Below are 25,548 nucleotides of genomic sequence, written 5' to 3'. Positions count from 1 at the left end.
TGGGACGCGGGTATCAAGAATTCCTAACCAGCAACCACTAACCGCTAACGGCCTTACGGCCCACCAACCACTAATCACTAACCACTAACCACTATGAACTTAATGTCTCATCTCATTGCCGGGTTTCCGGACGCAGAAACTTCTATCGCCATCGCCGACGCTCTTGTGAAGGGTGGCGCCAACATCCTTGAAATTCAGCTTGCCTTCAGCGATCCGAGCGCCGACGGTCCCGCCATCCAGACGGCATCGACCATTGCGCTCGATAAGGGTTACTCCACCAAGCAGGGGCTTGAAATCGTTAGGAAAATTCACGACCGTCACCCTGAAACGCCAATCTACATCATGACTTACGGCTCGCTCGCTTTTACCCCTGGCGTCGAAAATTTCGTCAAGATGTGCAAGGACGCGGGCGTATCCGCTTGCATCATTCCGGACTTGCCGTTCGACGGCGACGAAGGCCTGACTGAAGCTTGCAAGAAGCACGGCCTGGAAAACATCCCCGTGGCGGCTCCTAGCATGACCAAGGAGCGCCTCGAAACGATGGCCTCCAAGGGCTTCAAGTACATCTACGCTGCACTCCGCGCTGGTACCACTGGAAGCGAAACCACAATTGACCAGGCAACGCTCGACTTTATCGACACGGTCGGTAAGGGTGGCGCCAAGGTGCTCGGCGGTTTCGGTATTCGTAACGGCGAACAGTCCAAAGTGCTTTCGAAGCATGTGTACGCTGTGGTGGCGGGCTCCGTGTTCGTGAACCTCGTGCTCAATAACGAAGACACTGCCGAAGGCCGCGCAAAAGCCATCGCTGAAATCGAGGCGAAGGCCAAGGAAATTGCGGGAAAGTAAACTGTTGTTTTTCCCGTCAAAGAAAACCGATGGGGGTGTACCCATCGGTTTCTTTGTTTAATATCAACAATCGGTTTGCACTCGGATGGGTAAAATACTGGCTTTACATACAAACCTCTGTTTTGATGTGGTTTAGTATGTAATTTATGATGTTGTTCAGTTGCCATTACATACTATTTTCTTTTTGAAGATGTTTAGTATGTAATTATGATGTGTCAAAGAGTGTTTTTAGGGCTCATTTGAGGGAAAAAGTCGTTTTAAGGCCGTTTTTATCTTGTTTTTAAGGCTGTTTTTTTTGTTTTTTACATACTAAAATGTTTTTTAGAGTGTTTAGTATGTAAGCCTGTTTGGCATTTTTTGAAAATTACATACTAAGTTCTCTCTTGTGATCATTTAGTATGTAATGAAATTGGTCTTTGTTCCAAAGCGGTCGTTCAGAGAGCGGCAAAGTTGTCTGTAGGGTGTCGCCTTTGAATGTTTTTTATAGATACACAAGAAGGGATGTCTTGCGACATCCCTTCTTGTGTATCTGTTGAGTGACAGTATGAAGTTTCTTGCTTGCGCCCAAATTACATGTTGCTGAAGATTTGGAAGCCGCTGTAGGATTCTTGTCCGTGTTCGCTTTGGTCGAGGCCGCGGAGTTCTTGACGCTCGGTAACGCGCAGTCCCATGGTCTTCTTGATAGCGTAGAAGATGAGGCTAGCAGCACCGAAGCAGGGAACCGCGTAAGCGATCACGCCGATGGCCTGGGTGCCGAGGGAGTAGTCGCCAGTGATATCGAAGATACCGACAGCGAGCGTACCCCACACACCGTTCACCAGGTGAACCGAGAGAGCACCGACCGGGTCATCCAAGTGCAGGCGGTCGAACATGAAGACTGCGCCGACTACGAGCACACCGGCGATGGCACCGATAATCCAGGAAGAAAGCGGGGTAACCACGTCTGCACCGGCAGTGATGGCGACGAGACCTGCAAGGCAGCCGTTGAGAGCCATGGTGGCGTCCGGCTTCTTCGAAACAATCCAGCTCGTAAGCGTTGCGGTGATGATGCCGGCAACAGCGGCGATGTTCGTGGTCACGAGAATCCAGCTAGTAGCCTTTGCATCGCCGGAGAGAGCAGAACCGGCGTTGAATCCCCACCAACCGAACCACAGCATGAACACGCCGATGGTAGCAAGCGGAATGTTGTGGGCCGGAATGGCGTGCACCTTGCCGCCGACATACTTACCGATACGCGGTCCGAGGATCATGACACCGGCGAGAGCTGCCCAGCCGCCCACGGAGTGGACGAGCGTAGAACCGGCGAGGTCATGGAAACCGGCCTTGCCGATGGTCGAAAGCCAGCCACCGCCCCATGTCCAGCTACCCACGATGGGGTAGACGAAGGCCACGTAGATGATGGTGAAGACGAGGAAGGAGTTCAGCTTCACGCGTTCGGCGACGGCGCCCGAGACGATCGTTGCGGCGGTTGCTGCGAACATCGCCTGGAACAGCCAGTCGGTGAAGAGGGTGAAGTGGCCGTTGTAGGCGGCGGTGAACTTGGAGGGGTCTGCCCAGTCACCGATACCGAATCCGGCAAATCCAAGTACGCCGGAAATCGCGTTGAACGTTCCGGGGTACATGAGGGCAAAGCCGATGGCGGCGTACATCGTGATACCTATGGCGGGAACCGCGATGTTTTTGAAAGCGACGTTGGCCGCGCACTTCGCGCGAACAAGACCCGCTTCGACACAGGCAAAGCCCAGGCCCATGATAAACACCAGCATGGCGCTAATCATGATCCAAATGTTTTCTGTCATAAAGATGGCGTCGCTGACAGGTACGACAGTTGCTGCTTCGTTCATTGTTTAAATCCTTTTAGTAGTGGTTAGTATGCAGTGGTTAGTAAACAGGAAACTTCCTAATCACTAACCACTAATCACTGTTTACTTAGCCGATTGCCTCGGGGCCAGTTTCTCCGGTGCGAATGCGGATGCACTGTTCAAGTTCGGTAACGAAAATCTTGCCGTCGCCGATGGCGCCTGTGCGTGCGCCCTTGATGATGGCGTCGATGCAGGGCTGTACGAATTCGTCGTTCACAGCAATCTTCAAGCAGATCTTTTTGAGCAAATTAACCTCAGTCACCACGCCGCGGAAACGTTGGTTGTAACCGCGCTGCTGCCCGCAGCCAAGCACGTTCGTGACAGACATCTTGTAGATCTTGTTTTCGTAAAGTTCTTGCTTTACGATGTTTAATCGTTCGGGTTGGATATAAGCTGTAATTAGCTTCATGTTCCTATCCTTTGTTAGGGTTTGTTTCTTGTTTTGCCCAACCTATTGCAAAAGGCGTGCCAAAATGGTTTGAAGTACCCAAATCCGTGAAAATGGGGCAAAAACAACAATTCAGAACAAAAAAGTGGTAAGCTTATAAGAAAAATCGCAGCGTGTTAAGCTGCGATTACATTTTTTGCTTTTACAAAAATGGGAGTGAAGTCAGGAAATGTAAAACCTGATGCCGCTTTCTATTCTACGTACTTTTTGATCAGCCGTAACATCAGGTCGGCGAGCTTTTCTACATCGGATTCGCCTACGGATGCTTCGATATGGGAATAACCGATGCCGCTTGCGGCTACGGGAATAAGCTTGATGCCGTTCTTGGCGTAGAAGGTGATGGAACTCTTGAGGCTTTCGATGATGCTGTCCTGATGGTGTGGGGGAGCGTCAAGAATCAGGAAGGCGATGCGTGCACGAGCCGATTCGTTCCAGGAGAAGTTCTGCAATGTAGCTTCGAGCGCGGAATGCACTGCTTCGGGATAGTCGCCGCCGCCGTTGGCTTCCTGTTCCTTGATGAATGCCTGCGTGTTGGCGACGTTGGTGGAAAAGTCCTTGCCGCGGGTGAGATATTCGTCGCCGTCGTCGCGGTAGAACACGACTGCCGTGCGTAACGCAACGTTGGTTGCCGAAGAGGCGTGGTCAATAATGTAGCTCAGGTCCGACTGCAGAAAGCGGATTTCGTCGCCCATGGAACCGGTGGCGTCGACGATGAAGGCGACATCTGCCTTGGCATCGGCTTGCTTGGCATCGCTGGTGATAGTGTTTACGTTGAGCGACTCGTCGTTCTTGGTGGTTAGCTTGACGGGATCTTCGGATACTTTGCCGTTGACCTTCAAGGAGAAATCTTCGCTCTTCAAAACTTCTTCGGTGTAGCCGTCGAACAAATTTGCCCAACAGTAGGCGAATCCCTTGTTGTCGGTTCTAGTAGCGAATTCCACATTCTCGTTCTTAAGAAGTTCTACTGAAACGTTGGCGAGGCCGGTGCCGCTTTCGTCAACGACTTGTACGGCCACGAGTGTGTGCGGGTAGAATTCCCAGTAGCTAGCCTTATCGTAAAATTCGCCTGTCAGGATTTCGCCCCAGTCTTTCCAATTGTCCAGATCGTTCCATTCGGAAGCCGTGAGCAGACCGTATGTTTTGCCGTTATAATCTCCTTCATAAACTCCGCCGTCATAATATTCGATGGGGGCTCCGTCTACCGCAAGGTATTCATCGGTGATGGCTTCTCTAGTAGGGGTTACGGCTTCGTCATAAATAGCACCAGACAAGGTGGGCGCCATGACGTCTCCATTGTAGGAGGTCGTGCCTTTGGTTTCGAAGGTGGCTCCATTTTCGGTTTCGATGTTCGGATTTTTTTGGATGATTGTATCGGCGATTTTGCCGTCATCCTTGCCCGCGTCGCTGGCATTAAGGCTGTTGCTGTCGTCGCTACAGGACATGCACAACGCGGCAATTCCTGCCATTAAAAAGAATTTGGATTTGCGGATAAACATGGTTCCCTCCGTTTTTTTCTTTAAATTAAATAATAATGCGACAAGCGCCAAGAGGCTCGCCGCATTTTGCAAAATGCCGTGACAGGAAACACTGATTTTAGCGGATAAAGATCGTGAACACCTTCTTTTCGGCGACAGGCTGCGGAATGCCCGCCTGCTTGCCGACCCCTTGAAAAGAGAACGGTAAAGATTGATCTTGGCTGCAACGGCGTGACATCACAATTTCCTCACGAATCTTTGATTTTTGCTTTTTTTTCGAACAGACTTCTTTGGAAACACAGCTCTATTGACAATCGTTTTTGAAGAACATATTTTTATGATGGACTTCAAGCGAGGGGAAGGCTTTCCCCTCCATATGAAAAAAAGAACTGCTAATAAGCAATTCTCTTTTTTATAATGCTCTAGATCCTTCTCCCCATTCGGGGATCATGCCCATTAAGGCAACAAGTTGCCAAGTGGTCAAAGAGACTTCGAGGCTTATGCCTCTCCGCTCAGGATGACACAGAGCCTGCCCTGAGCTTGTCGAGTGGGTGTCACTTCTTCACGTGCCTGTGGTATTGACGCCTACGGCGTCCGCGGCTTCGGCTCAGCCATGCCAGAGAACAAGTTCTCTGGCGCGGCATGGACGCTAACGCGTCATGTTTACGGCTCAGCAATAATTACGCAAGCATAATTACTGCATTCGCCTTGTGGCTTACTCGCCTTGCACGCTATTCCTGCAGGCTACAGACGAGTCACTGTCGCGTTATTTTTTTACGTGTCTATGGTACTCTTGCAAGCTGCACACCTCGAATCTTCCGAAGTCGTGTTTGTCCATGAGGCCTTCCACGGTAGAGGTGAGGGCGGCGATGGTCGTGGTGATGGGGATGCCGGACACAACGGCCTTGGAGCGCATCTGGATTTCATCGACCATGGCTTCGGCGCCGTTCTCGGTGGTGTTCACGATCCACTGGACTTCCTTGTCGTGGATGAGGTCCAAGAGGTTCGGGCGGCCACGGGAGATGCGGAACACGGCGCGGGTCTTGATGCCTTCGTTGTAGAGCATCGTAGAGGTGCCGCGGGTGGCGTAGATGTTGTAGCCCATGTCCACGAGGCGCTTAATGAGCGGGACTGCCTTCTGCTTGTCTTCGTCTTTGAGCGAGACGAAGATGTTGCCCTGGCTCGGGACCTTGTTGCCCGATGCCAGCTGGCTCTTGAGGTAGGCAAGGCCGCGGTCACGATCGATGCTCATGACTTCGCCGGTGGATTTCATTTCCGGAGAAAGCGTGATATCGACACCCGGGAACTTGACGAAGGGGAACACGGCTTCCTTGACGCTCACGTAAGGCACGTGGACTTCTTCGGTAAAGCCGATTTGTTCGAGGGTTTCGCCGAGCATGCAGCGGCTTGCATAACTTGCAAGCGGGACGCCGATGGACTTGGAAACGAACGGCACGGTGCGGGATGCACGCGGGTTCACTTCGATCATGTAGAGTTCGCCGTCCTTTACGGCGAGTTGCATGTTCATGAGGCCGCAAACGTGGAGTTCCTTCGCGAATTCCTTGGCGTAGGCGCGAACCTTGTCCTGGATTTCCTTGGAGAGCGTCATGGGCGGGATGACGCTTGCGGAGTCGCCGGAGTGGATGCCTGCGGGTTCCACGTGTTCCATGATGGCGCCCACCACGGTGTGCTTGCCGTCGCTGATGCAGTCCACGTCGAGTTCGGTTGCGTCTTCGAGGAAACGGTCGATGAGAATCGGCTTGCCTTCACCAATGGCGGCGGCTTCTTCCACGAACTTGCGGAGGTATTTTTCCTTGTAGACAATCACCATGCCGCGGCCGCCGAGAACGAAACTCGGGCGCACCAAAACGGGGTAGCCGATTTTCTCGACGATGGCGAGGGCTTCTTCCACGTTGTGGGCGATGCCGCTTTCTGCCTGCTTGATGCCGACCTTGTCAACCAACTGCTTGAAGAAGTCGCGGTCTTCGGCGAGGTCGATGTCTTCGGGGCTCGTGCCGACCACGTTCGCACCGGCCTTCTTCAGGCGCATGGCGAGGTTCAGCGGAGTCTGGCCGCCGAATTGCACGATGACGCCCGAACACTTTTCGCGTTCGTAAATGCCCATCACGTCTTCGAGCGTGAGCGGCTCAAAGTATAGTTTGTCCGAAGTGTCGTAGTCGGTAGAGACCGTTTCGGGGTTGGAGTTCACCATGATGACTTCGTAGCCTTCGCGACGCAGCGTAAAGGCGGCGTGGCAGCAGCAGTAGTCAAATTCGATACCCTGACCGATTCTGTTCGGGCCGCCACCCAGCACCATAATGCGCTTCTTGTGGCCGTGACCCGGAATTTCGCGGACGGGCTCGGAATTTTCAGCATAGCAGCTGTAGTAATACGGCGTGATGGCTTCGAATTCGCCGGCGCAAGTATCGACGGAGTAGTAGCTCGGAACGAGGCCAATCTGCTTGCGCACCGCCATGACTTCTTCGGGAGTCTTGTGGAACAGGTAACCAATCTGGATATCGCTGTAGCCGAGTTCCTTGGCCTGGCGGAAGAGCGGCAAGTCTTTGGCGAGCGCTTCTAGCGAGCCTGCAGAAAGGATTTCGTCTTCGTAGAGGGCGAGTTCTTCAAGGTGGCGCAGGAAGTAGCGGTCGATTTTCGTGATTTCGTACAACTTCTCGACACCCCACTTGCGGCGCAATGCTTCGTGCAGCACGAAGATGCGTTCGGCGCTCGGACGGGCGACTTCCTTGGCAAGCGTTTCGTCGTCGTAGGCGGCGAACTTTTCGCACTTGGCGCAGGCACCGAATCCGCCGAATCCCGTTTCGAGAGAGCGGAGCGCCTTCTGCATGGCCTGCTTGAAGTTGGTACCGATGGCCATCGCTTCGCCCACGGATTTCATCTGGGTGCCGAGCGTTGAATCGGCCTTCGGGAACTTTTCGAAGGTGAAGCGCGGGACCTTCACGACAACGTAGTCGAGAGCCGGTTCAAAGCAACTCGGGGTCGTCTGCGTAATGTCGTTGCGGAGTTCGTCGAGGGTGTAGCCCACAGCGAGCAGCGCTGCAATCTTTGCGATGGGGAAGCCCGTTGCCTTGGAGGCAAGCGCAGAAGAACGGCTCACGCGGGGGTTCATTTCGATAATGATGCGGCGGCCAGTCTTGGGTTCGATTGCCCACTGAACATTGGATCCGCCGGTTTCCACGCCGATAGCTTCCATGACCTTCAGGGAGTCGTCACGCATGGCCTGGTAAGCGCGGTCATCAAGGCTCTGGATCGGAGCAACCGTGATGGAGTCGCCGGTGTGAACGCCCATGGGGTCCAAGTTTTCGATGGAGCACACGATAACGGCGTTGCCCTTCTTGTCGCGCATGACTTCCATTTCGAATTCTTTCCAGCCAAGCAGCGATTCTTCGATAAGGACTTCGTTGTTGAGCGATGCGTCAAGACCGCGGTTCACGATGGTCTCGAATTCTTCGGGGTTGTGGGCGATACCGCCACCCGTGCCGCCAAGGGTAAAGCCCGGACGGATAATCAGCGGCCAGCTGCCGATAGTGTGGGCGATTGCGGTCGCCTCAGACATGGAGTGCGCCGAACCGGAGCGGGGGAGATCCAGCCCAATCTTGAGCATGGCTTCCTTGAACAAGTGACGGTCTTCAGCGCGCTGGATGGATTCAGCCTTCGCACCGATGAGTTCCACCTGGTAGCGGTCCAAAATGCCGCGTTCGTTCAGTTCCATCGCGAGGTTCAAGGCGGTCTGGCCACCGAGTGTGGGGAGCAAGGCGTCCGGGCGTTCACGGCGGATGATTTCGTGCAGGATATCGACGCTCAGCGGTTCAATGTAGGTGCGGTCGGCCATTTCGGGGTCGGTCATGATGGTGGCCGGGTTGGAGTTCACGAGCACCACTTCGTAACCTTCGCGGCGCAGCACCTTGCAGGCTTGCACGCCGGAGTAGTCGAATTCGCAGCCCTGGCCAATCACGATCGGGCCGGAGCCAATGAGCATAATCTTCTTGATGTCGGTACGCTTAGGCATTCTTTTTGCCTCCATTCAAATTCTTCTGCGCGGCTTTTGCGGTCGCGGTTTTTACTTTGCCATTTTTTTGTGCGAGAGCCGCCTTTACAAGTCCGCTGAATAGCGGGTGCGGCGCGGTGGGTCTGCTCTTGAATTCCGGATGGAACTGGCAGGCTTCAAAGTAGGGGTGGTTCTTGATTTCCACCATTTCGACAAGCTTTCCGTCGGGCGATGTGCCGGCAATCTTCAGACCGGCCTTTTCCAAGGCGATGCGGAATTCGCTGTTGTAGTTGAATTCGTAGCGGTGACGGTGACGTTCGCTAATCTTTTCGCTCTTGTAAAGCTTTGCCGCGTTGGAATCCTTCATGAGCTTGCATGGGTAAGCGCCGAGGCGCATGGTGCCGCCCTTTTCGGTGACGTTCTTCTGTTCGTCCATCAGGTCGATGACCGGATGGGCCGTCTTTTCGTCGAATTCCGTGGAGTTGGCGTCCTTCCAGCCGAGCACATCGCGTGCAAATTCAATCACGCAGCATTGCATGCCGAGGCAGATGCCCAGCAGCGGGACTTTGTGTTCCCGGGCGTACTTGATGGCCACGCATTTGCCGTTCACGCCGCGGCTACCGAAGCCTCCCGGAATCAAGATGCCGTCTGCATTCTTGATGAGGTTCGGATTCTTTTCCAGCTCTTCGGCCTCGATGCATTCCACCTTTACCTTGGCGTTGTGTTCCATGCCGGCGTGCTGCAGGGCTTCGTGTACGGACTTGTAGGCGTCGCGGATGGCGATGTACTTGCCCACCAGCGCGATGGTGCATTCGTACTTGGGCTGGGTGGCCTTCTTGACGAGTTTGTCCCATTCGGAGTGGATGATGGGGTGTACGCTCAAGTGGAGCTGTTCAAGCACGCGGAGGTCGAGTTCCTGCTTGGAAAGTTCGCGAGGTACAGCGTAGACGGAATCCGTCACGTCCTTTTCTTCGATGACGCATTCGGGCTTCACGTTGCAGAAGAGCGCGAGTTTGTCCAAGTGATCCTGCGGGATCGTCATTTCGGTGCGGCACACCAGAATGTCCGGGAAAATACCGATGTTGCGAAGTTCGGCAACCGAGTGCTGCGAAGGTTTTGTCTTGAGTTCACCGGCGGCCTTGAGGTAAGGCACCAAAACCAGGTGGACAAAGCAGGTGTTTTCCACGCCGACTTCAAAGCGGAACTGTCTTGCGGCTTCGAGGAACGGAAGCGATTCGATGTCGCCTGCGACTCCGCCGATTTCGCAGAGCACGATGTCGGCGCCGCTTTCGGCTGCAGAACGGAAGGCGTCCTTGATTTCGTTGGTAATGTGCGGAATCACCTGCACCGTACCGCCGAGGTACTTGCCCGCGCGTTCCTTCGCGAGTACGGAAGAATAGATGCGGCCCGAAGTGTAGCTGGAAGCCTTGGAGCACTGCACACCTGCAAAACGTTCGTAGTGGCCCAAATCAAGGTCGGTTTCGTAGCCGTCGTCGGTTACGAAGACTTCACCGTGCTGGTAGGGGCTCATGGTGCCCGGGTCCACGTTCAGGTACGGGTCCAGCTTCTGCATGAACACCTTGTAGCCGCGGCTCTTGAGGAGCAATGCCAGCGAGGCCGAGGTGATTCCCTTACCCAGCGAGCTGACCACGCCGCCGGTAATAAAGATGTACTTGGTCTGTTTTTTGGGGGCGGCCTTCGTCATTATTTTGCTCCCTTGAAGTCGAGAATCATTTGTCTGAATTCGCCGAACAGGTAGTAGGAATCGTTCGGGCCCGGAGCGGATTCCGGGTGGTACTGCACGCTGAACGCGGGGAGTTCCTTGTGGCGAATGCCCTCAACGGTGTTGTCGTTCAGGTTGATGTGGCTGACTTCCACATTCGCGGGGAGGCTGGATTCTTCGATGGCGTAGTTGTGGTTCTGGCTCGTGATTTCCACGGCGCCGGTCTTCAAGTTTTTCACCGGATGGTTGCAGCCGTGATGGCCGAACTTGAGTTTGGAAACCTTCGCGCCGAGAGCGAGACCGAGCAACTGGTTACCGAGGCAGATGCCCATCAGCGGGACCTTGCCCAGCAGCTGCTTTACGACTGCTGCCACTTGCGGGAGGCTGTTCGGGTCGGCAGGGCCGTTCGAGAGGAACACCCCGTCCGGATTCTTCGCCATAATTTGTTCGTAGGTGGCGTTAATCGGGAGCACCGTCACCTTCATGTTCTGCGCGGCAAGATTCCTCAGGATGTTCGTCTTGATACCGAAATCGAGAGCGACAACGTTCAGGTCGCCTTCGGTACTGAACTCGTAACCCTTCGGGTCGCTGACCTTGCTGGCGTAGTCCTGGCCGTCGAGGCCTTCCCAGGCTTTTGCCTTTGCGATTGCATCGGCTTCGCTCATGTCGGTACCGTCTACGTGGAAGTAAGCTTTCTGTGCGCCATGGTCACGCAGGTGGATGGTGAGTGCGCGAGTATCCACGCCCGCGATGCCAGGCTTCTTGTGGGCGAGCATGTAGTCGTGCAGGCTTTCTTCGCCGATTTCCTTGCTCACGTCGTCCAGCGAGTTCACGACAATGCCGTTCAGGAATACGTCGCGGGATTCGGACTTTTCGAGGTTCGCCGCGTAGGCGCCGACTTCGGCCGTGGTGAACACCACGAACTGCCCCGCATAGGAGGGGTCCGTCAAAATCTGCTTGTAGCCCGCCATGCCGGTGTTGAACACCGCTTCGCCGACGGTATCGGTAGCACTACCAAAGGCATACCCGTGGAACACGGCGCCATCCGCCAATGCTAGAAACGCCTTCTTTTCGCGTTTCGCTTTCCAGTTGAACTTGTCAGTCATATATTGCTCGCTGTGTAATGAAAATGCTTCGTTGAATTGTCACCCCGGAGCCCTGTAAGGGCGGTAGGGTCAAATGCTATGGATTCTATCGCCTCTGCGAGGCTCCAGAATGACAACGACAGTAAAAAATAAAGGCAAAAGCCAAAAGCTTTTGCCAAATGATAAAGACGATTAAAAACGGAAATAAGAAAAATTTTGTGGAAACCGGGGAGAGTCGCTTGATTCCGCTGCGAGATTCCTGCAACGGCTGCGCTCAAATGTGCCTCTATGGATTCCGATACTTTCATCGGGACCATAATGTAGTAAAAAGAAGGTGCGCTCGCAAGCAGTTTCGCTTTTATTTTTTAGAAAAAATTTTAACTATTTCATTTTATGTAAAACAGGATGCCGCGATAGCCGTAAAAATACAAAAAATGTAAAACCGCTGTGGTGGAGTCCAAATGCGTTCGCTAATCCTGTCGTAAATAACTATATTTATATTTGCTTATATAAGAGTACGTCAGTTCGAAATCCATCCTGACGATAAACAAAACTAGGAGCCTATATGAAAAACGCCTTGCTGGTTCTGTCTGGCGGTATGGATAGCACGACATTGCTCTATGACCGTGCTGACGAAATCGCCCTTGCTGTCTCGTTCGATTACGGAAGCAATCATAACGACTGTGAAATTCCCTTCGCTAAACTTCATTGCGAAAAACTTGGGATTCCGCACATCACTATTCCGCTCAAGTTCATGCACGATTATTTCAAGTCGTCGCTCCTGTCGGGGGCGGATGCGATTCCCGAAGGTACTTATGCCGATGAAAATATGAAGTCGACCGTGGTTCCTTTCCGTAACGGGATTATGCTTTCTGTGGCGGCGGGTCTTGCCGAAAGCCGAGACTTGACCAAGGTGATGATGGCGAACCATTTTGGTGACCACGCTATTTATCCTGACTGTCGCGAAGAGTTTGTCAAGAATATGTCGGCGGCGATTGCGGCGGGAACTTATGCGGGCATCACGATTGATGCTCCCTACACGAATATTTCGAAGGCCGATATTGCCCGCAGGGGTAAGATGCTCGGAATCGATTATGCTCAAACCTGGTCCTGCTACAAGGGTGGAAAAATCCATTGTGGAAAGTGTGCAACCTGCCTAGAACGTAAGGCGGCTCTTGCTGAAGCGGGTGTCGAAGATACGACGGAATACGAGGGGTAATATGTACAGAGTCATCAAGCGAATGGAAATTTCGGGTGCGCACCGGCTGAACCTCCCGTACGAAAGTAAGTGTAGCGGTCTTCATGGCCACAACTGGATTATCACGGTGTACTGCCAAAGTGAAACTCTCGACGAAAACGGCATGGTGGTCGATTTCTCGCACATCAAAGAAATCGTGAAGGGCAAGCTTGACCACAAGTTCCTGAACGATGTGATGGATGCAAATCCGACTGCCGAAAACATGGCCCGCTGGATTTGCGAGCAGGTCCCGCACTGCTACAAGGTGCAGATTCAAGAAAGCGAAGGCAACCTGGTGGAATACGAAGTTTAGCTCGTAGCGGGAATTTTGCGGCACATGAAGGTCAATGAAATTTTCAAGAGCATCGAAGGCGAAGGGCTGAGAACGGGCCTTGCCGCTGTGTTTGTCAGGCTTCACGGCTGCAATTTGCGTTGCAGTTATTGCGACACGATGTATGCTGTTGAAGGTGATGATTATAGACAAATGAGTGTAGACGAGGTGGTCGCAGCAGTAGAATCCTATCGCGCCGAGTGTGGCGTAGATGCCGTGACGCTCACCGGTGGCGAACCGATGCTGCACGCAGAAGTCGATGACTTGCTGCGAGCCTTGAGCGAAAAGGGGTTCCTGGTCAATGTGGAAACCAATGGAACCGTGCCGTGCAAGTGGCGTTTTCCGGGGCTGTTTTACACAATGGACTGGAAATGCGAAAGTAGCGGAATGTCCGCTAAGATGCGCATGGAAAATCTTGAAACGCTCGGAGCCGAAGATGTGCTTAAGTTTGTTGTCGGCTGCGTAGAAGACCTCGACGAAACCGCTAGGGTGGTGGGCGAACTGCACCAACGCAAGACCCATGGCTGTGTGGTCGGACAAACGTTGAATACGATGCCGTACATTTTTGTCTCACCGGTTTTTGGCAAACTGGAATATGAAAAAATTGTAGAGTGGATGCTTTCTGAAAAGGTGATGGTTCAGAATAACGCCCGCTTTCAGGTGCAACTACACAAGGTCATTTGGGATCCCGACATGCGCGGGGTGTAATTGTATGGGAATTCTATGAAAAAGTCTATTGTAATTTTGCTTGTATTTTTGCTTGCGGTGGCGGCTTCGGCGGCTGTCAAGAAGAAACGTTTTGACATGGGTGGGGGAGATACTCCGACTGCTGCGGAAACGACGGTCGAATCGGTTGCTCCTGCGGAAAGTGCCTCTGTCGAGACGGCTGTGCCTATGCCTGTTACATCGGAGATTGTCGCGAAACCTGCTGCGAAATCAGTGGCTGAGCCTGGAAAAACAGTGGCAAATTCGCGGTCTTTGTATACGGTGATTGCGGACGAGCAGAAGGTGCTTCGCGAAAAGTTGACGGCGGCGATTTCGGCGATGAAGAGCGGTGATTGGGATGCCATCTGGAAGTTTCTCGCGATTTGCCTTGTGTACGGTATGTTGCATGCGCTTGGCCCCGGACATGGCAAGTCGATTGTGGTAGGTTACTTTATAGCGCGTCGGGGTCGCTGGCGGCAGGGTGTGGCGCTTGGTGCGGGCATTACCGTAACGCACACCATGAGTGCGGTTCTCTTGCTGCTTATTTTGTACGCGATTTTCAAGGCGACTGTGTTTAACGCGTTCGAGACGGGCCGTATCGGCATTGAACGGGCGAGTTATGCGCTGATTATGCTTACGGGAGTGCTGCTCGTGGCGCTTGCGATTCGCGATGTGATTAAGTCGCATAAGGGCTGTGGATGTTGTGCTCGGATTGATTCCGCGGAAGAGGCCGCGCAAGATGGTGCGTGCGTGGAATCTGGCTCTGGAATTGCGCTTCCGCCGATTGCCCGCTGGCGTGAAATCTTGGGCGTTGCCGCCGTTACGGGAATCGTACCTTGCCCGGCTGTGGCGTTGATTGTGCTCTTCTGCCTGCTGAATTCCATGGTGGCGCTTTCGCTCTTGGGGGCGCTTGTCATTTGCATCGGCATGACGATTACGAATGTGGCTTTTGGCATTGCTGCTGTTGCCTTCCGCAAGGGGATTGACAAGGGGAGTGCCCACACGCGTATCGCGACAAAAATATACACCGTCGCGACTCTCGCAGGCGGTGTTATAATCTTTATTTCGGGGCTGTTGTTGTTTACGAACCAGTTCGCGGGCCGCGTGTAGCGACGCCGCAAGCGGCCTTATTCCGCGCTTTCCATTTCGTTAATCAGCTGGATATTGTACAGTTTTTGCACCTGTAAAATATCGAGGATAACGGCGATGCGTTCGTAAGTCGTCCCCTTGTCGATCTTGATGGCGACAGGGGATTTCTTGTTCTGCACCGTTGCCGCCTTTTCGCGGAGTTCGTCGGGGGTTCCGCGCTGGCCGTTAAATGCGAGTTCCGTCTCGGAAAGTTCAATGTACAGGCCCTCGGGCGTGTCGCGCTTGGTTTCGGTCTGAGTTTCGGGCAGAATCAGCTTGAGCACCGATTCGTCTTGCTTAAAGACGGAGGTTACCAAGAAGAATACGAGCAGCAAGAAGACGCAGTCAATCAGCGGCGTCATGTCGGGGCGGATTCGGCGGGTGCGCTTGGCCATTTATGCATCCTCGTTTTGGGAACGAAGGTGGTCTTTTTCCTTGAGAATGCGGCCCAGCTGCAAAAGCACATCGTTTTCCACGTTGTCCTGTTCCGATTCCATGCTTGCGTTCAGGTAGTTGAATGCGATTACATGCGGAATGGCGACCACGAGGCCAATCACCGTCGTAATGAGGGCTAGCTTGATGCCTGTGGCGAATGCGCCTGCATCAGAAAGACCTGAAACGGCGATGACACTGAAGGCGTTGAAGATGCCGAACACGGTGCCCAAAAGGCCGAGCAGCGGAGAAATGCTGGCAATGTTTTCAATCGTGGTCATGCCCTTCTGTAACGGCGAGAAGGCGAGCGCGATTTCGGTGCGGATGCTTTCCATGATGATGTGGTGGTCGGTGTTGTGGCTCACCACGCGATGCAGAATTTTGGAGGGGAGGCGCTTGCGGATGCTCCTGTTGAAGAGGATCAGCGAAATGATTTTCCATACGATGATGGAATAACCGACGAAGTTCATCGCCACGAGTACGTAGGCGATAACGCCGCCCTGTTGAATAAAGTCTAAGATGTAGTTCATGTTTATGTCATTCCGGCCTCCGAGCCGGAATCTCCTTTGTTAGTGAAGGTTATACTTGATTGGAATCTCCATTTTCCAGGTGTCCTTACCAAGTACAGCTGGAATCGGGTCGAACTTTGGCACGGCTTGCACGGCGGCAAGCGCGCTTTCGTTCAGTGAAGAATACGGACAGGGCTTTGCCACAACCGCTCCGCTGATGCTTCCGTCTTTTGCAACGGTGAACTGCACGCGCACAGTGCCTTCCTGCTTTAAGCGGCGGGCCGTAGCGGGGTAGTCCTTCTGCTTTTCGAACGCCTTGGAAAGCCCGATAAGGTAGGCTTTCGTCACCTTCATCAGCGAATCCTTCGAGGGCTTCGGCGGTGGAGGTGGCGGCGGGGGCGGTGCCACAGGTTCAGGAGGCGCTTCGACAACGGGTTCGGCATCCGTAACCACAATCGGTTCCGGCTCTGGCTCGGGTTCAGGTTCCGGAACGGTATCTTGTACGATGTTCGGAATAATTTTCGCGCGAACCACCTTCTTCACGATTTTCTTGACTTCAGGCGGTGGCGGAGGCGGCTGCAAGAGCAAACGCTCCACATGAATCACCTCGGCATCTTCGCGGGTGGTAACCACCTGCGTCCGCTTTAAAAATCCCCAGGCGTAAAAGCCCGCATGCAGCAAGACGGCAACAACAATGCCGACGCAAAACACGCGCCGCATCGTGAATGCAGAATAGGGATTGCGCGGGCGCGATGTCGGTTCAATTTCAAAATTCATTAGATCTTATTAGAAGTAGTATTTCGCTTTCGCCCAGATTTCGCGATTTTTGTCGTAGCCAGCGAGTTGTCCGCGCTTGCCGCCAAAGTGGTCGTAACCGAGCGAGAGCATGACTTGGTCAGTAACGGAGTAATCGCCCGAAACGCGTGCGTAATAGGCGAGGTTGTCAATATCGAACATTCCGTAGAGCGAAAGTTTGAGCGTGTTGTTCAGCAGTTCCTTTGAAATGCGGAAGGTCATTTCAGAAGAATTCTTTTCGGCGGCCAAGTTATGCGAATAGTCGGCGATGTACTTGTGTAAGTACTGCACCATGAAAGTCCAATTGTCGCCGGCGTACCAGTCGATTCCACCGAGCGCATTGAAGGTGTTCTTGCGAGCGTAATCGAGGTTGCTTGCGTAACCGAGCGCTTCACCGAAGTATTCTGCGATTTCGGCACGCAGCACGAATTCGCCGACAGGCATCGAGAGGTCGCCACCGATCATGGTCATGGTTTCGTGAATGCCGTGGATGACAATAGAATCCTTGACGGGGTCGTAGCCTGCGACCGTAACGGGCGACTGGTTATGCGTATGAAGCGCCGAAATGGAGAAATCCAGATTCGAGAGGAAGAACGAAACTCGCGTTCCGAAATCTCCGTTCTTGAATTTGGCATCGGGACCTTCTGGGAAATCGATGCTCGCTTTTTCGGGCAATTCAGGACGCCAGGGGTTTTCTTCTTGCATGGGCATTTGGAAGTATCGCGGCACGGGCACGTAAACGATTTCGGCGTTCACGCGCTCGCCGGGGTACTTGATGCGGAAACCGTCAACGGCCATGCGCATGTCGTCGTAATCGCTCGACATGAATTCGGTGTAATCAACAGGCGAAATCAAGTCGGTAACGCGAAGCCCGTCGGCGACGCCCCATACCACAATCTGGCGGCCTGCACGGATTTCAAGAAAGTCGTTCTGGTAGTTGAAATACGCTTCTTGCAACTGCACGCCGGTGCGGTCTTCGAGAATGCTGTTGTGCACGCCATTCAGACTTGCAAACAGGTAAGCGTTCTCGTAATCCACGCGAAGTTCAGCGCGCAGGCGCGTCCGCGACGTGGTAAAATCGTGAGGATGCTGCGTCTGAACGGCATGATACGTATCCACGAACCCGTTAAATTGAAACGGGTTTTCTTGGGCGAAGGCTGCGACAGCGGCCGCCCCAACCACTAACCACCAACCACTAGCCACTATTACAGTCCTCTTTCCAATCTCGGCACGGTGAATGTCTTTGCGTCCAGCGGGATGTTGAACTTGATGTCGCCGAATTCAAGGAGCGTCTTGTGGTTGGTCTGAACGTTTTCCATGCTCATCTTGGCGATAGACCAGAAGCCGTCAACCTGAACCACGTTTTCGACTTTTAGCGAGCGGTGCAACTTGCCGAGCTTGTCGTAGTATTCCACCTTGGCGGCAATCAGGCAGTCCTTGCGAATCCAGGAAATTTTCTTCGAGAAAATTTCGTCGCCCTTTTTCGGCACGGATTCAACTACCCAGCAATCGATTCCGTCGACCTTTTCTTCGCGGAGGAGCTTGTGGGTGTCTTCGTCGATGTTGCGCTGGCCCACGTCGTCGTAAGTGAAGTCGGAACCCATGAAGTAATCTGTCTTGGAGCTCTTTCCGCTAATGCGGCGCGTCTTTTTCATGGCGGGCAGATAAAGCCACTTGTCGTCATCCTTGTTGATGTCGTCGTAATCGACTGTCAGGAATCCCGTGCCCTTCACGTCGTTGGGGTAGCGGAAGAACATAATCTGCTTGGTATCTTTGCCCACATCCATCGCGAACGAGGTAATCTTGCGTTCGCGCTTGGCTCCGCTCTTGTTGATGAGTGTCATCGAGAGTTCGGAACTGCGGGTGTCGCCATCGGGGCGGTCATGCACTTTTTGCACAATGTCGCGGCCGGTCAATGTTTCTGCGCTTACCATGGCGCTTAAAGCGATAATAATTGTCGCGGCTGTTTTTGCGAATTTCATATTCATATTTTTCTCCTATTTTCCAAAAATTTTGAATTTCTTGATTAAAAGCGGTGTCACGAACAGGTCGGCGAGCAGTGCCGAGACAAGGCCCACGAACACCACGAAACCGAAGTTGAACATCTGCGTTGCGGCCGAGGTGGTAAAGCCCGCAAAGGTCGCCACCATGATAATCGTCGTCATTACGAGAGCCGGGCCCGCCGTGCGGAACACATTGAGAATCGATTCGCGGTAATCGTGGGTGCGGTCAAATTCCACATGCCCGTGATTGATGAAGTGAATCGTGTCGTCAACGGAAAGGCCAATGATCATCGGGATGAGCGTCGCTGTCATCATGTCAAGCGGAATGTCCGTGAGCCCGAGGTAACCGCCCACGAAAATACCCGGCGCAATGTTCGGAATCATGCCGATAAGGCCCGTGCGAATGCTGCCGAAAACGATCATCAAAAGAACTGCCACGATGACCACGGAAATCAGGAACGATGTCATCTGGCCCACTTCCAGGTACTGTTGCATGGCGGTGAATTGCGGCAAGTTACCCACGGCAGTCACCTTCGCGTTCGGGTAAAGCTTGCGTGCGAAATCCTGCAAGTCCTCGATTTCCTTCTGGAGTTCGTTGGAGTTGTAGCTCGAAATTTCAATCATCAGGCGGAGTTTCCTGTAATCGTAATCCATCCAGTAAGTTGCCTCGCTGCCGCCCGCGTTTTCGTAGAGCAAAAGCAACTGCGCGACTTCTTCTTCGGTTTCGGGAATGGCGTATTTGTCCTGGCGGTTTTCGTTCAGCGTGCGGTCCAAATCCTTGACGATGTCAAGAATGGATGTGGAACGCTTGGTGAGCGGGTGCTTGCCGGCATGATCCTGCAACTGTTCGAGCTTTTTCAGATTCTCGACTTCCTTGGCCTTGTCGTTTGTACCAAAGTCAATCACCAGGTCGTACGAATAGAAGCTTCCGATTTCGGATTCGGCCACATAGAGCATCTTGTTCACATATTCGACCTTGCGGCCCATGGTGCGTTCCACGTCAAAGGCGGGTTCTATCTTGGTGAGCCCGAAAACAGAAATCGCTGTCACGACGGCGAATACGATGGCGATGGGCTTTCCGTGCCCGAGAACGAACTTGCCGATAGAATCGAGAATGACTCCCATGCGCGTGTCGCCGCGTTCAAGTGCCTTGGCGTTTGGCTTCTTGTCTTTACCGAAACTCAGGAGAATCGGCGAAATGGTCAACGCTACAAGCAAAATGAATCCGACCGCAATCGACGAGAGAATGCCCACGGAGCGAATCGGCTTGAGCATCACCGAAAGGAAACTGAGCAACGCGACAATCGTGGTAAGGCCCGAGAACAGCACCGACCAGCCGGTTTCACGCATGGCGTAAAGTACTGATTCCTTGCGCTTGCCCGTAAGCATCATGTTCTTGCGGAAGAACGAGTTGATGTGAATGTTGTATGCAATCGAAACGGCGAAGGCCAAAATCACGGGCACCATGATGTTGGTCGCATCCATGTAAAGTCCGAGATAACCCACCAGGCCAAAGGTCATGATGACGCCCGCAAAAGTCGTAATCAGCGGAGAGACAATTCCGCGGAGCGAACGCGTCACGAGGAACATCACGATGATGGCGCAGAGAATCGTCATGATGAAAATGCGGCCCATTTCTTCGCCGATGTATTTCAGCTTTTGGAAACTCAGGTAGGGCATGCCTGTGGCACGCGGGTGCAAAGGCGCATACTTTTCCTTCGCGATGATTTCAGCCGTTTCGCGGCCCGTTTGCATGTCGGGCGCTTCAGCCTTCACGCCCTTCGCTTCGCCTTCGGCCTTCCACACGGAATCTTCGGGGAAGGGGCGCAGCTTGATGTTGATGAAGGCCTGCTTGCGGTCGCTCGAAATCAACTTCTTCGCCAGTTCCGGCTTGTCAGCCAGGCGCTTCTCGATTTCGGCAAGTCCCGCCTCGTCCGTCGGAATTTCTTCGGGAACAATCTGCGTGATTTCCATGCCCTCTTCGGTGCCGAGCATGTATTCCAAATCGACAATTGAAGTCGCCTTGCCGTCGGAATACGAGAGGCTGTCGCGCAGTTCGTTCGAAAGTTCGCGCAAAAGCTTCAGGTTGTCCGGCGTCAAGATGGAATGGTCGCTCTCGACCAGTACGCCTACGAAATAGTCGTTACCGAAAGTTTCCTTGAACTTGTCCGTTTCGACAAGCATCGGGTCGCCCTCGATAAAGTAGCTGTCCCAAGACGCCTCGACGTAGATTTTTTTCATGCCCACGATCGAAACCGCAAGCAAAACGACAAACGCCACCAGCAAAATGGCGCGGTGATTGAGCAAGAATTCGCCAAAACGGCCGAACCGCTCGTTGATTCTTTCAATGTTAATCTTTGGAAGGCTCATTGTATCCTCTTTTTTTTGCGGAGCAAAAAGTAGAGAGATGAGCCTAAAATTTCTACTCCAAATGGTTTTGTGCAAAACCGAATGGGTGAAATAGCGGAATGGTTCTTACGGGATTGTCGCTATGAAATATGCCTATAATGCCGAAAAACTGGTTGAAATTCTGCCGAAGTTTAAGGATGCCTTGAAAACGATTCCCCACAATGAGGCGACTTGCCTTTTGCAGAAAATGAGTGTATATTTATCAGAGTATCTCACTGAAGATATTCAAAAGGAGTTGGATATGGCTTTCGTTAGCGTAGGACAGAAATACGGTTTCGTTAGCGCCGGCGACGTTTACCGCCAGCGAATTGCCGATGCTCGCGCCGAAGAACGCCAAAAAGCTGAAGAAAAGGCTGAAAAGGCCCGCGACGAGGAGCGTGCCGATGCAATCAGCGTGTTGCAGGACATGGGCTTGACTCCTGAAAAAATCGCCGAGTTCAAAGCCAAACTCGAGGCTCTAAAAAAGTAGCTTAGAGAAGTTTTCAAAAAAGAACGCCTACGGAAAAGAAAATCCGTAGGTATTTTTTTTTGGCGTTCCCCGGCTAAGGTCCCTGAGCTTGTCGAAGGGCGCCGGGTCGGGTGCTGCTCGCCTTCGGCTCATCGAGCCGCTACGCGTCTCGCCACAAAGGTGCGACGCCCCCTAACGCAAAAGGGCTACTATTTTGGAACACATTCGTTTTTACTCATGTTGAAAGAGGTTCCTTTAGGGCATTTCCAGCATCCGGACCATCTGCCAAGTAACTCATTTTGAGTAAAGATCTGCTTCATTCTCACAGAAATTTTTTCATTGGAAAAATTGAAGATGACTTCAGTTCCCAAAGGAGCACGCAAGCTATTTCCCATTTTTTCAAGACAATTGATTAATGTACAGCCATTTTCTCCATCAACTGGATCATAACAATAATACTCTTCACCATCAATTATTATGGATTCTGGACACTCTTTAGCTTTTATTGCTAAATCTGAAATTTTTATGGAGCTATACCAGCAACCTTTTGACGGCTCAGCGTTCTTAGGCCAAGGTCTGCATTCATCTTTATCGTTGTATCGAGAAAATTTCTTATCGCATTCCCAAGTGTATTCATCAATTTTGCGCGCACCCATTGGTATAGCTTTGCATTTTTCTTCCATAAAATCAAGATATTTATCTTTTGAACATTTAGGAATACATTTTAGCATTAGGTCATCGCTGTTATCGTCACAAAATTCACTTTCACAATTACGGTATTCATGATTGGAAAAATTATTATCACAAGTAATTCTTTTTAACTGCGAATCAAAATGGGCGTTGTTAGGCGGTTCAACGCATGCGTAAAATATTTGTTTTCCATATTTGTACTCTGCTAAAAAGCGCCCTTTAGGACATTTGAAATTTGATGGCACGCAGATTACGGACGGTTCTACACCTTGACCCCATTCCAATGTTGCTAATTTATCTCCCGCAAAATATAAGTCACCCTCTTTACATGATGCGCGAGCAAAAAGATCTTTTGAAGTTGTATCACCACAATAATATCCGTCGTATCTGTTTCCTGTTTCAGAAAAACCATCATTGGAGTGCATAATTGTTTTAACACATCTTTTTTCTTTTGACAAACTGGCATCCTGTTCTGCGATGGCGAAATACGATGCTATAAGAATTATGAAAAGGCCTTTTGTTGATTGTAACAGCATGCTTTTGCGAACAATAAAGTTATTTTTTATCTTTTAGGCAGCGAACAGAATGACCATTTTTTTTCCAATCATAAGAAAAACCAGAACTTTTATCGGATTCATTTTCGATAAAAAAGGCATAAGCTTCTGCGTTGCCACTTCCTCCTACGACAGTCCAAAATGATGTTGATTTTTTTTGATTAATGAAGTATATTTGTTTTTCCTCTGTTAATAGCATAGATCCGGCAGGATAGGCATTAAATCCATATGTATTGCTTCCTTTCTTCCCATTATCCCATTCATCGGAAGCCTTTAATTTTACTACATATGACGATCTGCTTGTTCCCACATTTTCTAATAAATGATTAAAATCTTCTACAGATGGCAAATGCCATCCATCAGGACAAATTCCTTTGATAGGTTGTTTCTCTAAGCATTTCTCATAATTATTCTTACATCCATTATCAGATTTTGACATAATGGAATTCCAGGTGTACAATCGACCATGTTTTAGACAATTGTCGGGGTTATTTTCATAGCAGTAGCTGTCGGTAATGTTATAATTTAAATTTTCAGCCATCCATATTTGATCACCAATTTTTGTTGCACGATATATTTGACTATCACGCTTATCAGTAAATCTTTTGTACCCCGTATTTTCAATCCATCCATTTTTTATTGAACAGTACATACCATTTTTTATTTCAGCGTCATTTACGCATATTCCATTTTCTAATTCTTTTGATCTTGGTTCTCTCATCTTTCTATTTTCACAAACGTATCGGATTCCTGAAGGCGCTGTCCAAAAGTAATTTTCATTTGAATTTTTGCAAGCCTCATTGCGTGACATGTATTCATTTATTGTATTACAGTCAAAAATGTTTACATCCATAATTTTATAAAAATACTTGTCGATATCTGGATAAAGTTTACATGAAAATGCTATTAGCGAATCAGGCACAGAGGCGTTCATTGCGTACAGATTAGATATTTCTTTGATTAGAGAATTTTTGCTAGATGTTAAATTAAAATTTTTGGTAACATAATTTATTACTTTATTACAGGCATTTTCGTTGAATCCTCTTTCAGGAATCGATAAGCAATATGCCGCTGTATTTGTATTTAAAACATCTGAATATATTTTAATATTCTTTATTGAATTTTGTGCTGCAATATTAATGCTTTTTAGTTTTTTGTACATTTCTACAGCCTTGGGATTTGTGTAAAAGGGATCCTTCATTTTGTTTGATAAAAGTAATCCATAATATTCGATTTCGTATAGAAATGGATTAACTAAAACTTCTTGTTCTAAACGTTTTTTTACAGTCATGGTTGGCTTCTTCTTACAATTTTTTGATTTTGACGAAAACACTTTGTTTATTGAATCAATATGGACCATACCATATGTGGAAAATAACTTTGAGCATATTGTTGCATCAAACAATATTTTGCAATCAATATCGTGCCAATTTATAAGAGAATCAACAGTTTCTTTTCGATGTAAATCGAGTTGGTCCATACATTCTTGCTTTGATGCTTTCACAATTTCAAGTTGTTCAACTTCTCTTTTTTCCTTTTGAATGTATAGCTTTGATTGGATAATTTGCGCAAAGACAGAATCAATCTTATCAACATCCCCTTTTTGAAAGAGTGTTTCCAAATAATGTTTGCATAAAGGAAGTGATTCTCCACAAACATTATTTTCTGCATTTTTTATAAAAACAGATGCGCAGTTTTTCCACATGATTAAAGGATTTGTTGAAAACGCATTCTCATAAATAGTCATTGCATTTTCAAAAGAAAGGTTTGCTGGACAATACATGTCTTTAACGCCGAATTTCTTAACAAGATTTTCGGCAGTCTTTACATCACCATTGTCAATGGCGTTCTTTAATCCAGGATGAACATCTGCAAAACTTAATGAAAATAAGCCAATCACGGCAAAAAGAAATTGTTTCATTTTTTTCCTTTATTAGGTAAATGGTGTAAAAAAGACTTACTTTTTCCAAACATGTTGATTCTTATCATTAGTGAATGCGCTGGCAACATTGGTCGCTGTTTCTTTGTCACCTTTTTTTGTAAAATAGGCATAGGCAGATGATACTAGTTTGAATATTCCTCGCCCAGTCTCTTTATATTCATTCCCTCTTTTATTTTTTATACCATTCAGATTAAGCAATTCTGCAACTCTAGATATGTGCATAATGCTCCAATTATTCTTTTTCAGCGCGTTTGCTAAATCGCCTAAGAAATCAAAATTCTTACTCATATAGAACTCCTTTGTTTAAAAACCTATGGAGTCTTCCCCTGTTGCAAAGAATCCTGCCAAATTTTGTCTGAATACAAAAAAGGCGCGAGTCGTTGCATTTACCACCTTGAGGCTCTGCAAAGCCTATTACCGATAAACGCAAACGACCCACGCCCCAAAAGGGCTGTTGCCCAATGGCCAAATGACCAAAGACCGACTATTAAGTCGGTGCGACAAACTGAAACACACCGCTAAAACGGTATGCCTGCGTGAGCGTTCGCCTTGCTCTCGGTAAAGTGAAATTTGCAGATTTCAAGGTGAGAACAAGAGCTAAACTCTATTTTGCTTAAAAAATACATAAATATTTACAAAAACGAACACTGTCCACTATAAAAAATCACTGCAAAGCACCCAAATCGGCCAAATTTCAATAAAAAGGCATTTATGGCATAGTCCAACTTGGAATGAACCTTTGGCTTCAAAGCCAGGCGTTGCGGGCTGGCGACTGAAGCCCGCTAGAAAGGGTAGCGGAAGACTTGCCCTAGATCCTTCGACTTCGGCGCTTTGCGCCTACGCTCAGGATGACGCTCTAGGCAAGGCTGAAGCGAGGGGAACACTTTCCCCTTCAATCTCCTCGGAGTATTCAAAAC

21 protein-coding genes are annotated in these 25,548 nt (G+C 50.4%); 6 read left to right on the top strand and 15 right to left on the bottom strand.

Annotated elements, in window-relative coordinates; all coding sequences use genetic code 11:
* Positions 1-93: 93 nt before the first annotated feature.
* Positions 94-846 (top strand): tryptophan synthase subunit alpha, encoded by a 753-nt coding sequence (gene trpA / locus BUA93_RS08770; protein ID WP_072978787.1) that lies wholly within the window; start codon positions 94-96, stop codon positions 844-846.
* 569 nt (positions 847-1,415) lie between these two features.
* Here the strand turns inward: trpA and BUA93_RS08765 are convergent.
* The 6 genes from BUA93_RS08765 to carA all read right to left on the bottom strand — a co-directional run bounded on the left by BUA93_RS08765 (position 1,416) and on the right by carA (position 11,469).
* On the bottom strand, positions 1,416-2,690 hold the full coding sequence (locus tag BUA93_RS08765; protein ID WP_072978786.1) for an ammonium transporter: 1,275 nt from the start codon (positions 2,688-2,690) through the stop codon (positions 1,416-1,418).
* Positions 2,691-2,775: 85 nt separating this feature from the next.
* Positions 2,776-3,117, bottom strand: a complete 342-nt coding sequence (locus BUA93_RS08760; RefSeq protein ID WP_072978785.1) for a P-II family nitrogen regulator — start codon at positions 3,115-3,117, stop codon at positions 2,776-2,778.
* A gap of 230 nt (positions 3,118-3,347) precedes the next feature.
* Complete coding sequence (locus BUA93_RS08755) at positions 3,348-4,622, bottom strand: vWA domain-containing protein (RefSeq protein WP_139257909.1); 1,275 nt, start codon at positions 4,620-4,622, stop codon at positions 3,348-3,350.
* A gap of 775 nt (positions 4,623-5,397) precedes the next feature.
* Positions 5,398-8,661, bottom strand: coding sequence for a carbamoyl-phosphate synthase large subunit (gene carB / locus BUA93_RS08750; protein ID WP_072978783.1), 3,264 nt, complete (start codon positions 8,659-8,661; stop codon positions 5,398-5,400).
* Entirely contained in the window at positions 8,654-10,345 is a 1,692-nt protein-coding gene (locus tag BUA93_RS08745) for a CTP synthase (RefSeq protein ID WP_072978782.1), read from the bottom strand. The genes carB and BUA93_RS08745 overlap by 8 nt, the downstream gene beginning before the upstream one ends.
* Complete coding sequence (gene carA / locus BUA93_RS08740; protein ID WP_072978781.1) at positions 10,345-11,469, bottom strand: glutamine-hydrolyzing carbamoyl-phosphate synthase small subunit; 1,125 nt, start codon at positions 11,467-11,469, stop codon at positions 10,345-10,347. The genes BUA93_RS08745 and carA overlap by 1 nt, the downstream gene beginning before the upstream one ends.
* A 544-nt stretch (positions 11,470-12,013) precedes the next feature.
* On the opposite strand from carA, the gene queC reads away from it, so the two are divergent.
* From queC to BUA93_RS08715, 4 genes are read left to right on the top strand one after another with little or no spacing between them, the layout of a single operon-like run.
* Positions 12,014-12,667: a 7-cyano-7-deazaguanine synthase QueC gene (queC, locus tag BUA93_RS08730; RefSeq protein WP_072978779.1), complete on the top strand. Its 654-nt coding sequence runs from the start codon at positions 12,014-12,016 to the stop codon at positions 12,665-12,667.
* Position 12,668: 1 nt separating this feature from the next.
* The gene (gene queD / locus BUA93_RS08725) at positions 12,669-12,998 is read left to right on the top strand and encodes a 6-carboxytetrahydropterin synthase QueD (protein WP_072978778.1); all 330 of its coding nucleotides are present in this window, start codon (positions 12,669-12,671) and stop codon (positions 12,996-12,998) included.
* 24 nt (positions 12,999-13,022) lie between these two features.
* Positions 13,023-13,724, top strand: a complete 702-nt coding sequence (locus tag BUA93_RS08720) for a radical SAM protein (protein WP_072978777.1) — start codon at positions 13,023-13,025, stop codon at positions 13,722-13,724.
* A 15-nt stretch (positions 13,725-13,739) separates the two neighbouring features.
* Positions 13,740-14,831, top strand: coding sequence for a nickel/cobalt transporter (locus tag BUA93_RS08715; RefSeq protein WP_083597279.1), 1,092 nt, complete (start codon positions 13,740-13,742; stop codon positions 14,829-14,831).
* A 17-nt stretch (positions 14,832-14,848) separates the two neighbouring features.
* On the opposite strand, the gene BUA93_RS08710 is transcribed toward BUA93_RS08715, so the two are convergent.
* From BUA93_RS08710 to BUA93_RS08685, 6 genes are read right to left on the bottom strand one after another with little or no spacing between them, the layout of a single operon-like run.
* Positions 14,849-15,244, bottom strand: a complete 396-nt coding sequence (locus tag BUA93_RS08710; protein WP_072809024.1) for an ExbD/TolR family protein — start codon at positions 15,242-15,244, stop codon at positions 14,849-14,851.
* Positions 15,245-15,811: a MotA/TolQ/ExbB proton channel family protein gene (locus BUA93_RS08705; protein ID WP_072809021.1), complete on the bottom strand. Its 567-nt coding sequence runs from the start codon at positions 15,809-15,811 to the stop codon at positions 15,245-15,247. It lies immediately after the preceding gene.
* Positions 15,812-15,850: 39 nt separating this feature from the next.
* Positions 15,851-16,567, bottom strand: coding sequence for an energy transducer TonB (locus tag BUA93_RS08700; RefSeq protein WP_072978775.1), 717 nt, complete (start codon positions 16,565-16,567; stop codon positions 15,851-15,853).
* Positions 16,568-16,576: 9 nt separating this feature from the next.
* A complete protein-coding gene (locus BUA93_RS08695) occupies positions 16,577-17,788 on the bottom strand; it encodes a DUF1302 family protein (RefSeq protein ID WP_254793913.1) in 1,212 nt (403 codons plus the stop codon).
* A 2-nt stretch (positions 17,789-17,790) separates the two neighbouring features.
* Positions 17,791-18,573 carry an outer membrane lipoprotein-sorting protein gene (locus BUA93_RS08690; protein ID WP_254793912.1) on the bottom strand — a complete coding sequence of 261 codons (783 nt, stop codon included), beginning with the start codon at positions 18,571-18,573 and terminating at the stop codon, positions 17,791-17,793.
* A 9-nt stretch (positions 18,574-18,582) separates the two neighbouring features.
* Positions 18,583-20,997 (bottom strand): efflux RND transporter permease subunit, encoded by a 2,415-nt coding sequence (locus BUA93_RS08685; RefSeq protein WP_371359301.1) that lies wholly within the window; start codon positions 20,995-20,997, stop codon positions 18,583-18,585.
* A gap of 241 nt (positions 20,998-21,238) precedes the next feature.
* Here BUA93_RS08685 and BUA93_RS15940 point away from each other — a divergent pair, with 241 nt between their 5' ends.
* Positions 21,239-21,466, top strand: coding sequence for a hypothetical protein (locus tag BUA93_RS15940; protein WP_139257908.1), 228 nt, complete (start codon positions 21,239-21,241; stop codon positions 21,464-21,466).
* A 188-nt stretch (positions 21,467-21,654) separates the two neighbouring features.
* On the opposite strand, the gene BUA93_RS08675 is transcribed toward BUA93_RS15940, so the two are convergent.
* The 3 genes from BUA93_RS08675 to BUA93_RS08665 all read right to left on the bottom strand — a co-directional run bounded on the left by BUA93_RS08675 (position 21,655) and on the right by BUA93_RS08665 (position 24,919).
* On the bottom strand, positions 21,655-22,593 hold the full coding sequence (locus tag BUA93_RS08675; RefSeq protein ID WP_139257907.1) for a hypothetical protein: 939 nt from the start codon (positions 22,591-22,593) through the stop codon (positions 21,655-21,657).
* Between the two features lie 97 nt (positions 22,594-22,690).
* Positions 22,691-24,610 (bottom strand): fibrobacter succinogenes major paralogous domain-containing protein, encoded by a 1,920-nt coding sequence (locus BUA93_RS08670; RefSeq protein ID WP_072978771.1) that lies wholly within the window; start codon positions 24,608-24,610, stop codon positions 22,691-22,693.
* Positions 24,611-24,646: 36 nt separating this feature from the next.
* Entirely contained in the window at positions 24,647-24,919 is a 273-nt protein-coding gene (locus BUA93_RS08665; protein ID WP_072978770.1) for a hypothetical protein, read from the bottom strand.
* Positions 24,920-25,548 lie beyond the last annotated feature (629 nt).

The organism is Fibrobacter sp. UWH4 (genome assembly GCF_900142475.1).
Classification (GTDB): domain Bacteria; phylum Fibrobacterota; class Fibrobacteria; order Fibrobacterales; family Fibrobacteraceae; genus Fibrobacter.
The sequence above is the reverse complement of the archived record's forward strand: the minus strand, read 5'-3'. Positions and strand labels throughout refer to the sequence as shown.

Excerpts from the sequence above, each read along its gene's own strand:
- BUA93_RS08745 (WP_072978782.1), bottom strand. The coding sequence starts at position 10,345 with ATGACGAAGGCCGCCCCCAAAAAACAGACCAAGTACATCTTTATTACC.
- carA (WP_072978781.1), bottom strand. The coding sequence starts at position 11,469 with ATGACTGACAAGTTCAACTGGAAAGCGAAACGCGAAAAGAAGGCGTTT.
- BUA93_RS08720 (WP_072978777.1), top strand. The coding sequence starts at position 13,023 with ATGAAGGTCAATGAAATTTTCAAGAGCATCGAAGGCGAAGGGCTGAGA.
- BUA93_RS08665 (WP_072978770.1), bottom strand. The coding sequence starts at position 24,919 with ATGAGTAAGAATTTTGATTTCTTAGGCGATTTAGCAAACGCGCTGAAA.
- trpA (WP_072978787.1), top strand. The coding sequence starts at position 94 with ATGAACTTAATGTCTCATCTCATTGCCGGGTTTCCGGACGCAGAAACT.
- BUA93_RS08670 (WP_072978771.1), bottom strand. The coding sequence starts at position 24,610 with ATGAAACAATTTCTTTTTGCCGTGATTGGCTTATTTTCATTAAGTTTT.
- BUA93_RS08760 (WP_072978785.1), bottom strand. The coding sequence starts at position 3,117 with ATGAAGCTAATTACAGCTTATATCCAACCCGAACGATTAAACATCGTA.
- BUA93_RS08690 (WP_254793912.1), bottom strand. The coding sequence starts at position 18,573 with ATGAATATGAAATTCGCAAAAACAGCCGCGACAATTATTATCGCTTTA.
- BUA93_RS08755 (WP_139257909.1), bottom strand. The coding sequence starts at position 4,622 with ATGGCAGGAATTGCCGCGTTGTGCATGTCCTGTAGCGACGACAGCAAC.
- carB (WP_072978783.1), bottom strand. The coding sequence starts at position 8,661 with ATGCCTAAGCGTACCGACATCAAGAAGATTATGCTCATTGGCTCCGGC.
- BUA93_RS08710 (WP_072809024.1), bottom strand. The coding sequence starts at position 15,244 with ATGGCCAAGCGCACCCGCCGAATCCGCCCCGACATGACGCCGCTGATT.
- BUA93_RS08705 (WP_072809021.1), bottom strand. The coding sequence starts at position 15,811 with ATGAACTACATCTTAGACTTTATTCAACAGGGCGGCGTTATCGCCTAC.
- BUA93_RS15940 (WP_139257908.1), top strand. The coding sequence starts at position 21,239 with ATGGCTTTCGTTAGCGTAGGACAGAAATACGGTTTCGTTAGCGCCGGC.
- queD (WP_072978778.1), top strand. The coding sequence starts at position 12,669 with ATGTACAGAGTCATCAAGCGAATGGAAATTTCGGGTGCGCACCGGCTG.
- BUA93_RS08715 (WP_083597279.1), top strand. The coding sequence starts at position 13,740 with ATGAAAAAGTCTATTGTAATTTTGCTTGTATTTTTGCTTGCGGTGGCG.
- queC (WP_072978779.1), top strand. The coding sequence starts at position 12,014 with ATGAAAAACGCCTTGCTGGTTCTGTCTGGCGGTATGGATAGCACGACA.
- BUA93_RS08765 (WP_072978786.1), bottom strand. The coding sequence starts at position 2,690 with ATGAACGAAGCAGCAACTGTCGTACCTGTCAGCGACGCCATCTTTATG.
- BUA93_RS08700 (WP_072978775.1), bottom strand. The coding sequence starts at position 16,567 with ATGAATTTTGAAATTGAACCGACATCGCGCCCGCGCAATCCCTATTCT.